Source organism: Pseudomonas sp. FSL R10-1339, assembly GCF_009600545.1.
Taxonomy (GTDB): Bacteria; Pseudomonadota; Gammaproteobacteria; order Pseudomonadales; family Pseudomonadaceae; genus Aquipseudomonas; species Aquipseudomonas bubulae.
In genome coordinates, this window is the sequence record NZ_WIVQ01000020.1 from 1 (window position 1) to 11,928 (window position 11,928).

The window sequence follows — 11,928 nt, forward strand, 5'->3', positions numbered from 1 at the left end:
GCCTGGAAGACGTCACCGCCGTGCTGCACCCGGTGCTGGCCGACGCCGCCATTCGCGCAGCCCGGGCCCTGGATATTCCGGTGGTGGGGCTCGACCTGATGGTGCCCGCCGCCGACCAACCCGACTATGTATTTATTGAAGCCAACGAACGCGCCGGGCTGGCCAACCATGAACCACAGCCCACCGCCGAGCGCTTTATCGATCTGTTGTTTCCCCACAGTCAGCCTGCTCAATAGCTGACCGGCCCTCAGGAGTTTTTATGAACCGCAGCCTCCCTGAACCCGACCTCGACTACCTGCAACGGGTATTGCTGGAAATGCTCGCCATTCCCAGCCCCACCGGTTTTACCGACACCATCGTGCGCTATGTCGCCGAACGCCTCGACGAATTGGGGATCCCTTTTGAACTGACCCGCCGCGGCACTTTGCGCGCCACCCTCAAGGGCCAGAAAAACAGCCCGGACCGCGCCGTGTCCGCGCATCTGGATACGATTGGCGCCAGCGTGCGGGCGATCAAGGACAACGGCCGGCTGGTGCTGGCACCTGTTGGTTGCTGGTCGAGCCGGTTTGCCGAAGGCAGCCGCGTCAGCCTGTTTACCGACAACGGCGTGATCCGTGGCAGCGTCCTGCCATTAATGGCTTCTGGCCACGCCTTCAATACCGGCGTGGATGAACTGCCGATCAGTTGGGACCATATCGAGTTGCGCCTGGATGCCTACTGCGCCACCCGCGCGGATTGCGATTCCCTGGGGGTCAATATCGGTGACTTCGTAGCGTTCGACCCACTGCCGGAATTTACCGAAAGTGGCCATATCAGTGCGCGGCATCTGGATGACAAGGCGGGTGTGGCGGCCCTGCTCGCCGCCCTGAAAGCCATTGTCGACAGTGGCGAACAGCCCCTTATCGACTGTCATCCGCTGTTTACCATCACCGAAGAAATCGGCAATGGTGCGGCAGCGGCCTTGCCGTGGGATGTGAGCGAGTTTGTCGGGATTGATATTGCTCCGGTGGCTCCGGGCCAACATTCCAGCGAGCATGCGGTCAGTGTGGCGATGCAGGATTCGGGCGGCCCCTATGACTATCACCTGTCGCGGCATTTGCTGGGGCTGGCCAGTGACAATGAGTTGCCGGTGCGCCGGGACATGTTCCGTTATTACTTCAGCGATGCTCATTCGGCCGTGACGGCGGGGCATGATATTCGCTGTGCGTTACTGGCGTTTGGCTGTGATGCCACCCACGGGTATGAGCGCACCCATATTGATAGCCTGGCGGCGTTGAGTCGTTTGCTGGGTGCCTACATCCTCAGCCCGCCGGTGTTTGCCAGCGATGCCCAGCCGGCGCAGGGCTCACTGGACCGCTTCAGCCATCAGATCGAACATGATGCGCAGATGGAAAGCGATACGCGAGTGCCGTCGGTAGAGAGTCTGGTGGGGGAAAATCGGAGCTGAAGCAAAGCCCCAACCCTCTCCCAGAGGGAGAGGGTTGGGGTGAGGGCAGACGTCAGACCTGAGCCTGAGCCCCTTCAAACCATGCCAGTTTCTCACGCAGCAAAACCACTTCGCCCACGATCACCAGCGTAGGCGCATGCACTTCATGCTCCGCCACCAATGTCGGCAAGTCGGCCAGGGTACCGGTAAACACGCGCTGGTTGGACGTAGTGCCCTGCTGAATCAACGCAGCCGGGGTATCTGCCGAACGACCATGCTTGATCAACTGCTCACAGATGATCGGCAAGCCCACCAGGCCCATGTAGAACACCAGGGTTTGCGCCGGAGCAACCAGGTCGCTCCAGGGCAGGTTGCTGGTGCCGTCTTTCAGGTGGCCGGTAACAAAGCGCACAGACTGCGCGTAGTCGCGATGGGTCAACGGAATACCGGCATACGCCGCGCAACCACTGGCGGCGGTAATACCCGGCACCACCTGGAACGGAATCCCGTGGGCGGCCAGCTCTTCGATTTCTTCACCGCCACGGCCAAAGATGAACGGATCGCCACCTTTGAGCCGCACCACGCGCTTGCCCTGCTTGGCCAGGTCGACCAGTTGCTGGTTGATCTGGTCTTGTGGCACCGCATGGTCAGCGCGACGCTTGCCCACATAAATACGTTCGGCGTCGCGACGGCACAGTTCAAGAATCGCCGGAGCCACCAGACGGTCGTAGAGCACCACGTCTGCCTGTTGCATCAGGCGCAATGCACGGAAGGTCAGCAGATCGGGATCACCCGGCCCGGCACCCACCAGATACACCTCACCGGTGGTTTCGGCGGCCTGACCTTCAATCTTGGCCAGCAGCAAGCGCTCGGCTTCAGCGCCCTGCCCGGCCAGCAAACGATCGGCAATCGGGCCCTGGAACACATCTTCCCAAAACCCGCGACGCTGCTGCACATCCGGAAACAAGCCTTTGACCCGGCTACGGAAGCGCGCCGCAAGGCCCGCCAACTGGCCGTAGGTCGACGGAATCCAGGTTTCGATCTTGGCCCGGATCAACCGCGCCAGCACGGGCGCATCACCACCACTTGAAATGGCAATTACCAGCGGCGAACGGTCGACAATCGCCGGGAAGATCACGCTGCACAAGGCGGGCGCGTCGACCACGTTGACCGGTACGCAACGGCGATGGGCGTCGGCGGAAACCTGAGCGTTAAGTGGCTCATCGTCGGTGGCGGCGATGATTAGGACGCACCCTTCAAGGTCGGCCTCGGCATATCCGCGCAGCACCTGTTCGCCACCGCTGCTGTTTATCAACTCGCACAACTGTGGCTCCATGGCGGGTGCGACCACCCGCAGCACGGCACCGGCATCGGCCAGCAGGCGGGATTTGCGCAAGGCAATCTCCCCACCGCCAACCACCAGTACACGGCTGCCACGCAGGTTATGAAACAGCGGCAGAAACTCCATTTAGCCGATGACCTCAATACCGCCCATGTAAGGCTTGAGCACGTCCGGCACACGGATCGAACCGTCAGCCTGCTGGTAGTTTTCCAGCACGGCGACCAGGGTGCGGCCTACCGCCAGACCGGAACCGTTAAGGGTGTGTACCAGTTCCGGCTTGCCGGTTTCCGGGTTACGGAAACGCGCTTGCATGCGACGGGCCTGGAAATCACCGCAGTTGGAGCACGACGAAATTTCGCGGTACTTGTCCTGGCTCGGGACCCACACTTCCAGATCGTAGGTTTTAACTGCGCTGAAACCCATGTCACCGGTGCACAGCGCCAGGGTGCGGTAAGGCAGTTGCAGCAGTTGCAGAACCTTCTCGGCATTGCCGACCAGGCCTTCAAGGGCGTCCATCGAGGTGGACGGCTCAACGATCTGGACCATCTCGACCTTGTCGAACTGGTGCTGACGTATCATACCGCGGGTATCGCGCCCCGATGCACCGGCCTCGCTGCGGAAGCACGGCGTGTGCGCCACCAGCTTGATCGGCAGGGCCTTGTGTTCAACGATTTCGCCGGCAACGATATTGGTCAGGGTGACCTCAGCGGTCGGGATCAGGTAGAAATCGGCTTCGCCTTCACGGCTGATCTTGAACAGTTCTTCTTCGAACTTTGGCAACTGGCCAGTGCCTTGCAGCGCCGGGGCCTGTACCAGATAAGGCGTGTAGGCCTCTTCGTAGCCATGCTCACCGGTGTGCAGGTTGATCATGAACTGTGCCAGAGCACGATGCAGACGGGCAATCGGGCCGCGCAGCAAGGCAAAACGGGCACCGGACAGTTTGGCGGCGGTTTCAAAGTCCAGCCAGCCGTGCTGCTCGCCCAGGGCGACGTGGTCCTTGATTTCGAAATCAAAAACAGTCGGGGTGCCCCAGCGACGGATTTCGACATTGTCGTCTTCGTCAGCGCCTACCGGCACGGACGCATCCGGCAGGTTGGGCAGGCCCAGCAGGATCGCGTCCAGTTCAGTCTGGATGGCTTCCAGTTCAACCTTGCCATTGGCCAGGTCGCTGCCCATGGTCTCGACGCTGGCCATCAGTGGCGCGATGTCTTCGCCGCGAGCCTTGGCCTGGCCAATGCTTTTGGAGATGGCATTGCGCTCGGCCTGCAGCTTCTCGGTCAGGGTCTGGACTTCTTTACGCTTGGCTTCCAGCGCGTCAATGCGCGCCACGTCCAGCTTGAAGCCACGGGATGCCAGGCGATCCGCTACGTCCTGCAGGTTGCTACGTAACAGTTTGGAATCAAGCATGTCGGTTTCTCGTTTATCAAAGTTTGGTCAAGGACAGGCCAGCCCAGGTTGCGAGCAGCCCGCCGAATACGCTGAGGGCCGCATAGCCCAATGCCAGTGGCACCTGCCCGCTTTCCAGCAGGCGCACCGTATCCAGTGAAAAGGATGAAAAAGTGGTCAAGCCACCCAGGAAACCGACCATCAGCCCGGCGCGGACTTCAATCGGTACTTCCGGGCGTATCAGAAAAAGTCCGTACAGGACGCCAATCAGCAGGCAGCCCACGATATTAACGGCCAATGTCGCGGTATAAAAGTGCCGCGGCCAATTGGCGTTGATCCAGTTACCCGTAGCGAAGCGCAACAATGTACCTGCAATGCCACCCACCGAGACCGCTGCAATCAATGGAATCACGGTTTTCTCCGCTGTTTGGGGCTGGCCCGGTCCAGTGCGGCGAGGTATTTCAACTTTTCGCCGATTTTGAGCTCAAGGCCCCGTGGCACCGGCTGATACAGGTTCAAGGGTTCAAGTTCGTCCGGGTAATAGTCTTCCCCGGCCGCGTACGCGTCAGGCTCGTCATGGGCATAGCGATACTCGTCGCCATAACCCAGTTGCTTCATCAGCTTGGTCGGCGCATTGCGTAAATGCAGCGGCACTTCCAGCGAGCCGTGTTCTGCCGCGCTGCGCAGTGCGGCCTTGAAACCCATGTACACCGCGTTGCTTTTCGGTGCGCAGGCCAGGTAAGTGATGGCCTGGGCCACTGCCAGTTCGCCTTCCGGGCTGCCGAGCCGCTCTTGCACATCCCAGGCCGACAGGCACAGGCTCAGAGCTCGCGGGTCGGCGTTGCCGATATCCTCACTGGCCATGCGTACCACGCGCCGGGCGATGTAAAGCGGATCGCAGCCGCCGTCGATCATGCGTGCAAACCAGTACAGGGCACCGTCAGGATTCGAGCCGCGCACCGACTTGTGCAAGGCAGAGATCTGGTCATAAAAGGCTTCGCCGCCTTTGTCGAAACGACGCTGGGTATCGCCCAGCAGGTTGTGCAGCAGCTCGGTGCCGATTTCGCTGTGGTCTTCGGCGAGGTCCGAAGCGTTTTCCAGCAGATTGAGCATGCGCCGGCCATCGCCGTCAGTCGCCCGCAGCAAAATCTGAAAGCTTTCTTCGCCAAGGGTCAGACCGCGCTTGCCCAGGCCCTTGTCCTCGGTCAGCGCACGCTGCACCAGCTTGCGTAGCGCCGCTTCGTCCAGGCTTTTGAGCACATAGACCCGCGCCCGCGAGAGCAAGGCGTTGTTCAGTTCGAACGAGGGGTTTTCCGTGGTGGCACCGATAAAGATCAGGGTGCCATCTTCGACGTAGGGCAAAAAGGCATCTTGCTGCGACTTGTTGAAGCGATGCACTTCGTCGACAAACAGGATGGTGCGCCGGCCGTACTGGCCCGCCTGCTGCTTGGCGATTTCGACGGCCTGGCGAATCTCCTTGACCCCGGCCAGGACCGCCGAGACCGTTTCAAAGTGGGCATCCGAGACTTCCGCCAGCAGCCGCGCCAGGGTGGTCTTGCCCACGCCCGGCGGGCCCCAGAAGATCATCGAATGCAGTGCACCCTGCTCCAGTGCCTCACGCAAGGGCTTGCCGCGGGCGAGCAGGTGCTGCTGGCCGACATACTCGTCCAGGTTGGCCGCACGCAAACGGGCAGCCAGTGGCTGGGCTATCGGGGCACTTCGAAACAGATCCATGGGCAGCGTTTGAAACCTCTTCCAGGGCTTATTCCTGGATAACATCAGCCCCTTTCGGGATATCGAACTTGAACTTGGAAGCCGGGATCGGCTCGTTGACCTTTACCCCGGTGAACAGGATGTTGGTGCGCTGACCCACGCTGTCGATCAACTGCATGTCGTTGATCTTGCCACCGCGAAACGACAGGCGCAGGGAGTCGAACAAGGTGTCCTTGGTCTTGGGCTTGAGGGTGAAGTCCATTACATCACCGGCCTGTTTGGAGGTGATGTCAAAACTTTCACTGATTTTTGATACATCACCGGACAGCAACAAGGCCGGGGTCTGGGTCAGGCGCTGATCGAGCTTCTTGATCGTGACCTGCTCCAGGTCCGGGTCCCACAGCGAGACTTTCTGGCCATCGGAGACCATCAGTTGCTCCTGAGGAGCATCGGTGTGCCAGTAGAACAGCCCAGGACGCTTTACCGACATTTCGCCGGCAGTTTCCTGCAACTGGGTGCCACTGCCGTCGAGAGTCAGCTGGGAAAAACGGGCCGTGATGGTATCAGAGCCCAACAGTTGGCCAAGACGCTTCACACTCTCGGCGTCGGCATGGGCCGACAGCGAGGAAAAGGCCAGTACCGGTAGCAACAGCATGCTGACAAAACGCATGGACATCCTCATTGATTAGTTAGAAGCCCTGGGGCTGATCAATCGCGCATCGGGGCCGGCGCCAGTACTTCGCGCGAGCCATTAGTGTTCATAGAGGTTACGACCCCGGCCATTTCCATGGATTCAATCATTCGCGCAGCGCGGTTGTAACCGATCTTCAATTTGCGTTGTACAGCAGAAATGGAGGCACGACGGCTTTCCAGTACAAACTGTACGGCTTCGTCATACAAGGCATCCGTTTCAGGGTCGTCCCCACCTTCGCTGCCACCGCCTTCAAAGCCGCTGCCCGCCTCTTCAACACCGTTGAGGATATCTTCGTTGTAGTCCGGAGCGCCGCGCAGCTTCCAGGCTTCAACCACGCGGTGAACTTCATCGTCGGACACAAACGCGCCATGAACCCGGATCGGCAAGCTGGTACCTGGCGGCATATAGAGCATGTCACCGTGACCCAGCAGTTGCTCGGCGCCACCCTGATCGATGATGGTACGCGAGTCGATCTTGCTCGATACCTGGAACGCCATGCGGGTCGGGATGTTGGCCTTGATCAGGCCGGTAATCACGTCCACCGACGGGCGCTGGGTCGCGAGGATCAAGTGGATGCCCGCAGCCCGAGCCTTCTGGGCAATACGGGCGATCAATTCTTCAACTTTCTTGCCGACGATCATCATCATGTCGGCAAATTCGTCGACCACTACCACGATGGTCGGCAACTTCACCAGCAGCGGCGCTTCGTCGTGAATGCTTTCGCGCTTGTACAGCGGATCGACAAGTGGCTCGCCGGCATCCTGGGCGTCCTTGACCTTCTGGTTGAAGCCGGCGAGGTTACGCACGCCCATTTTGGCCATCAGCTTATAGCGGCGCTCCATCTCGGCAACGCTCCAGCGCAGGGCGTTGGCGGCGTCCTTCATGTCCGTTACAACCGGGCACAGCAGGTGCGGGATGCCTTCGTAGATCGACAATTCAAGCATTTTCGGGTCGATCATGATCAGCTTGGCGTCTTCCGGGCCAGACTTGAACAGGATCGACAGGATCATGGCGTTAACGCCTACAGACTTACCAGAACCGGTAGTACCGGCTACCAGCAAGTGCGGCATTTTCGCCAGGTCGGTGATCACTGGCCGCCCACCAATGTCATGGCCCAGGGCCAGAGCTACCGGCGACTTGGCGTTATCGTACTCAGGGGTCGACAACACTTCGGAGAAGCGCACGATCTGGCGGTCTTCGTTGGGAATCTCGATACCGACGGTGGTTTTGCCAGGAATGACCTCAACCACCCGCACACTGGTCACGGCCAGCGAGCGCGCGAGGTCCTTGGCCAGGTTGGCAATGCGGCTGACCTTTACGCCAGCAGCAGGTTGAATTTCGTAACGGGTAATCACCGGGCCCGGGTGGATGGAATCCACCGTCACTTCGACGCCGAATTCCTTGAGCTTGATTTCCAGCAAGTGGCCAACGGCCGCCAGGGATTCGGGGGAATAATTGAGCTGTTTTTTCTCGGCCGGATCCAGAATCGAGATCGGCGGCAAGGTACCTTCAACCGCGCTGTCCACAAACAACGGCGCCTGTTTCTCTTTTTGCACGCGCTTGCTCGGCTCGGGCGCCTTGGGCGGTGCCGGGGCAATCACTGCCGGCACGTGTTTTTCACGCTCGGACATGTGCTTGCTCAACGCCTGCTCGCGCTCGATCAGACGCTCTTTGGCCTTGGCCTGCTCACGCTTGTCGGAAACGCTTGGCGCGACCACTTCATTGACCCGGGCATCCACTTCGCGCAGCTTGGCCTGCAGTTGCTTACGCTCGTTACGTTCGGCCCACCAACGGTTGGCTGCGCCCTGGATCAGCTCGAACAGGTCGAGGGTGATCTTGCCCGTCACGTCCATGACCTTGAACCATGACAGGTCGGTAAACACCGTCAGGCCAAACAGGAACAAGGCAATCAATAGCAGGGTACTGCCCTGGATATTCAGTGCATTCCTGGCCAGGTCGCCCAGGCTTTCGCCCAGCGCACCGCCCGCCCCCGCAGGCAGACCCGAGGCAGAGTGAAAATGGATATGGGCCAGCGCCGCACCGGAGAGCACCAGAAAAATCAGGCCGACCAGCCGCCACGAAAACAGCCAGCCGCTCCACTGCCAGGGCTGATGCCGCTCGCGGAAGATCTGGTAGGCCTTGACCGCCAGCAGCAGCGGAAAAATATAGGCAAAGTAACCCAGCACCATAAACAGGATGTCGGCACTGTAGGAGCCGGCTGGCCCGCCGAAGTTCTGTACATCGACAACCCGGCTGTTATGGCTCCAGCCGGGGTCATCCTTGCCATAGGTCAGCAGGGCCATCATCAGGAACAGGCACAGGGCGCCGATAGCGATCAATGCACCTTCCTTGAGCCGGTAGTGCAATTGCTGACGCCAGAGAGGAACTGCTTTGGGTGCTGCTGTGGATTTCTTCAAAACGGGTCTTTTCCTGCGCCTGTGGCGCGCCCAACTATTAATTGACTAATGTGACTGCAAAATACTGCTCATAGCGAGCAGACGACAAGTTCGGACTTGAAATGAGCCCTGCCCTTATTATTGCGTGCTGCAACGTGGAGCAGTTTAGATCAGCTCATACAGGCAGGCCATTGTACGGGTTTGAGCCGCTGATGCCATGCTGGCCATAACTCGCCGGGAAGCGCCAATTTGAGCATGTATTACCTTTTGTGACAAAGACTTATACCACCACCAAAACACAGCTTGTAATTAACTGGCAGATCGACTGAGACCGCACTTGCGTGACAGAGTTGCAGCCGCCCTCCCCTTCTTGTGCAAGACTCAATGCCATGCTGACCTGGTTAAAACGCGACACCCTGACATTTCCGCCACTGGCCAACGCCATGCGCGAACCCAATGGCCTGCTGGCCGCTGGCGGTGACCTGTCCGCCGACCGGCTGATCCAGGCCTATCGCCATGGCTGTTTTCCGTGGTTCAGCGAGGGCCAGCCAATCCTGTGGTGGTCGCCTGATCCGCGCACGGTGCTGTTTCCCGAAGAGCTGCATATCTCCCGCAGTTTGGGCAAACTGCTGCGCAAGCAACGCTACCAGGTGAGTTTTGACCGCGACTTCGCAGCCGTGATCCAGGCCTGTGCCGCTCCACGAGACTATGCGGATGGCACCTGGATTACCGACGACATGCAAAACGCCTATATCGAACTGCATGCCCGCGGCCATGCCCATTCGGTGGAAGTCTGGGACAACGGTGAGCTGGTGGGCGGATTGTATGGCCTGGCCATGGGCCAGTTGTTTTTTGGCGAGTCCATGTTCAGCCGTGCCGACAACGCCTCAAAGTTCGGCTTCGCCACGCTGGTCAGACAGCTGCAGGCCTGGGGGTTTGTGCTGATTGACTGCCAGATGCCCACAGATCACCTGCAAAGCCTAGGAGCGCGTTCAATCCCGCGCCAGATATTTGCTGAGTATTTGCAAAAACATCTGGATCTTCCCACAACTGCGCAGTGGGTTTAGTAGGCGACTTTTGCGCGCTGGCTTACACTTAATTTAAAGATTTTCCGAGGGTTCATCATGACCGAGTTGGCGCGCTTGAAGTTTTATGCCACTCAACCTCACGCATGCAGCTACTTGCCTGGCGAACAGGCCACCACGCTGTTCCTCGACCCCAGCCAGCCGATGGATGTGCAGGTTTATGCCGATTTGTCCGAGATGGGTTTCCGGCGCAGTGGCGACCATCTTTATCGCCCGCATTGCCTGAAGTGCGATGCCTGCACCCCGGCGCGCATCCCTGTTGCCCGCTTCCTGCCCAACCGCCAGCAAAAACGCATTTTCAAGCGCAATGCCGACTTGCAGGTAGAGGCGGTAAAACCGGCGTTCAGTGAAGAGAACTTTGATCTTTACCAGCGCTATATCGAGCAGCGCCATGCCGATGGCGATATGTACCCGCCCAGTCGCGATCAATTTTCGACCTTCCTGGTGCGCGACCTGGCGTTTTCCAGGTTTTACGAATTCCGCCTTGATGGCCGTTTATTGGCGGTCGCCGTCACGGACGTGCTGCCCAATGGCCTGTCGGCGGTCTACACCTTCTACGATCCCGACGAAGAGCGGCGCAGCCTGGGGCGCTATGCAATCCTCTGGCAAATCGCCGAAGCGCGCCGCCTGGAGCTGGATGCGCTGTATCTGGGGTACTGGATCAAGAACTGCAAGAAGATGAATTACAAGACCGAATATCGGCCCATTGAGCTCTTAATCAATCAGAGATGGAGCTCTCTTGATTGAACCCTTGGCTTAACCCCCATTTTTCGGGCACAATGCACGCCGCTTTTGCCTGGCGCAGTTGCACCGGGCCATTCATTGGACACCGAGGGCTTTACTGCATGTCGAAAGAAGACAGCTTCGAAATGGAAGGCACTGTCGTCGACACCCTGCCCAACACCATGTTTCGTGTGGAGTTGGAAAATGGGCACGTCGTAACCGCGCATATCTCCGGCAAGATGCGCAAGAACTACATTCGTATTCTTACCGGTGACAAAGTGCGCGTCGAGCTGACGCCCTATGACTTGAGCAAAGGGCGCATCACTTACCGCGCTCGCTAAGCAAGTCAATACAAAACGCCCGGCTCTGCCGGGCGTTTTTGTTTGTCTGCGATTTGAGCCTGCCGTGGGAGCAAGCCTGCTCGCGAAGCAAACGACGCAATTTTTCGGGCAAACCGCAGTGATCCCTTCGCGAGCAGGCTCGCTCCCACAATCAGGGCTCAACATATAAAGTTTGAACTCCTGTAACTGTTTTGTCTTATTAGCTATATACCCAAACCTAACTTCCAAACTTCCTGAACCCTGGCTGTACCAGCCACACTTGCCGGGTTTAAACATTGACTTGCACCCGCGGCCTGAGTAGATTGCACAGGCCGGTCATTCAGGCCGCCTATAAACTTCACAAAAGAAGCCAATGGACACAGTATCTAGTCGCTGTCCGGTCACCGTCACTACGGCGATCCGGGCGCTAAATCCAGACATTGACAGGACTCGCCTGCACGGCGGGGTCAACTGCGCTAGAGCCTGACGCTCCATCGTAACGACCTCACCGGCGACAGTCCGGTCACGAGGTGTGTTATGACCTTTAAAACCCATGTACTACCCGGCGTTCAAGCCTTTGCCTCAAGCATGCGCGTGAAACTTTCACGCGAGCCCACCCTGGCCCGCTCGACCCGCTCACCCTTTTCCACATCCGTTGCCGACGCAAAACCTGCGCACCGCCAGGTGCATTGGCGCGTCAGCCCTGCCACAGGCCAACTGGAGCAGCGCTGGAGCATGGCCGACACCCAGGACCCGCAGAGTCGGTTCTTGCGCTGATTCATAATTAATTAAAACCCTGCCAACCCACTGGAGTTCCTTATGGAAGAAGCCAGTAGTCACCCG

Annotated in this window: 11 protein-coding genes and 1 pseudogene; 6 read left to right on the forward strand and 6 right to left on the reverse strand. The window is 59.0% G+C overall.

Annotation, left to right across the window (positions count from 1 at the left end):
• Together GHO03_RS08800 and GHO03_RS08805 are read left to right on the forward strand one after the other, a co-directional pair.
• Positions 1-236 (forward strand): annotated as a pseudogene (locus GHO03_RS08800) (N-acetylglutaminylglutamine synthetase); the annotation flags it as partial.
• Between the two features lie 23 nt (positions 237-259).
• Positions 260-1,447, forward strand: coding sequence for an osmoprotectant NAGGN system M42 family peptidase (locus GHO03_RS08805; protein ID WP_095003282.1), 1,188 nt, complete (start codon positions 260-262; stop codon positions 1,445-1,447).
• Between the two features lie 52 nt (positions 1,448-1,499).
• On the opposite strand, the gene cysG is transcribed toward GHO03_RS08805, so the two are convergent.
• Genes cysG through ftsK form a run of 6 tightly spaced genes read right to left on the reverse strand, consistent with a single transcriptional unit; the run spans position 1,500 to position 8,978 of the window.
• A complete protein-coding gene (gene cysG / locus GHO03_RS08810) occupies positions 1,500-2,894 on the reverse strand; it encodes a siroheme synthase CysG (protein WP_133144938.1) in 1,395 nt (464 codons plus the stop codon).
• A complete protein-coding gene (gene serS / locus GHO03_RS08815; RefSeq protein ID WP_095025109.1) occupies positions 2,895-4,175 on the reverse strand; it encodes a serine--tRNA ligase in 1,281 nt (426 codons plus the stop codon).
• A 16-nt stretch (positions 4,176-4,191) separates the two neighbouring features.
• A complete protein-coding gene (gene crcB, locus GHO03_RS08820) occupies positions 4,192-4,566 on the reverse strand; it encodes a fluoride efflux transporter CrcB (protein WP_095003285.1) in 375 nt (124 codons plus the stop codon).
• A complete protein-coding gene (locus tag GHO03_RS08825; RefSeq protein ID WP_095019126.1) occupies positions 4,563-5,888 on the reverse strand; it encodes a replication-associated recombination protein A in 1,326 nt (441 codons plus the stop codon). Before GHO03_RS08825 ends, crcB begins: the two co-directional genes overlap by 4 nt.
• Positions 5,889-5,916: 28 nt before the next feature.
• The gene (lolA, locus tag GHO03_RS08830) at positions 5,917-6,537 is read right to left on the reverse strand and encodes an outer membrane lipoprotein chaperone LolA (RefSeq protein ID WP_046809214.1); all 621 of its coding nucleotides are present in this window, start codon (positions 6,535-6,537) and stop codon (positions 5,917-5,919) included.
• A gap of 38 nt (positions 6,538-6,575) precedes the next feature.
• Positions 6,576-8,978 carry a DNA translocase FtsK gene (gene ftsK, locus GHO03_RS08835; RefSeq protein WP_095003287.1) on the reverse strand — a complete coding sequence of 801 codons (2,403 nt, stop codon included), beginning with the start codon at positions 8,976-8,978 and terminating at the stop codon, positions 6,576-6,578.
• Positions 8,979-9,346: 368 nt separating this feature from the next.
• Here ftsK and aat point away from each other — a divergent pair, with 368 nt between their 5' ends.
• The 4 genes from aat to GHO03_RS08855 all read left to right on the forward strand — a co-directional run bounded on the left by aat (position 9,347) and on the right by GHO03_RS08855 (position 11,862).
• Positions 9,347-10,024: a leucyl/phenylalanyl-tRNA--protein transferase gene (gene aat / locus GHO03_RS08840; RefSeq protein WP_095003288.1), complete on the forward strand. Its 678-nt coding sequence runs from the start codon at positions 9,347-9,349 to the stop codon at positions 10,022-10,024.
• Positions 10,025-10,081: 57 nt separating this feature from the next.
• Positions 10,082-10,789, forward strand: a complete 708-nt coding sequence (locus tag GHO03_RS08845; protein WP_095003289.1) for an arginyltransferase — start codon at positions 10,082-10,084, stop codon at positions 10,787-10,789.
• A gap of 98 nt (positions 10,790-10,887) precedes the next feature.
• The gene (gene infA, locus GHO03_RS08850; protein ID WP_002553999.1) at positions 10,888-11,106 is read left to right on the forward strand and encodes a translation initiation factor IF-1; all 219 of its coding nucleotides are present in this window, start codon (positions 10,888-10,890) and stop codon (positions 11,104-11,106) included.
• A gap of 516 nt (positions 11,107-11,622) precedes the next feature.
• Positions 11,623-11,862, forward strand: a complete 240-nt coding sequence (locus GHO03_RS08855) for a hypothetical protein (RefSeq protein ID WP_095003290.1) — start codon at positions 11,623-11,625, stop codon at positions 11,860-11,862.
• The last annotated feature ends 66 nt before the right edge of the window (positions 11,863-11,928 follow it).

What these genes read in the sequence shown, in the direction of transcription:
- GHO03_RS08805 (WP_095003282.1), top strand. Translation starts at nt 260, where the DNA reads ATGAACCGCAGCCTCCCTGAACCCGACCTCGACTACCTGCAACGGGTA.
- cysG (WP_133144938.1), bottom strand. Translation starts at nt 2,894, where the DNA reads ATGGAGTTTCTGCCGCTGTTTCATAACCTGCGTGGCAGCCGTGTACTG.
- serS (WP_095025109.1), bottom strand. Translation starts at nt 4,175, where the DNA reads ATGCTTGATTCCAAACTGTTACGTAGCAACCTGCAGGACGTAGCGGAT.
- GHO03_RS08825 (WP_095019126.1), bottom strand. Translation starts at nt 5,888, where the DNA reads ATGGATCTGTTTCGAAGTGCCCCGATAGCCCAGCCACTGGCTGCCCGT.
- lolA (WP_046809214.1), bottom strand. Translation starts at nt 6,537, where the DNA reads ATGCGTTTTGTCAGCATGCTGTTGCTACCGGTACTGGCCTTTTCCTCG.
- aat (WP_095003288.1), top strand. Translation starts at nt 9,347, where the DNA reads ATGCTGACCTGGTTAAAACGCGACACCCTGACATTTCCGCCACTGGCC.
- GHO03_RS08845 (WP_095003289.1), top strand. Translation starts at nt 10,082, where the DNA reads ATGACCGAGTTGGCGCGCTTGAAGTTTTATGCCACTCAACCTCACGCA.
- infA (WP_002553999.1), top strand. Translation starts at nt 10,888, where the DNA reads ATGTCGAAAGAAGACAGCTTCGAAATGGAAGGCACTGTCGTCGACACC.
- GHO03_RS08855 (WP_095003290.1), top strand. Translation starts at nt 11,623, where the DNA reads ATGACCTTTAAAACCCATGTACTACCCGGCGTTCAAGCCTTTGCCTCA.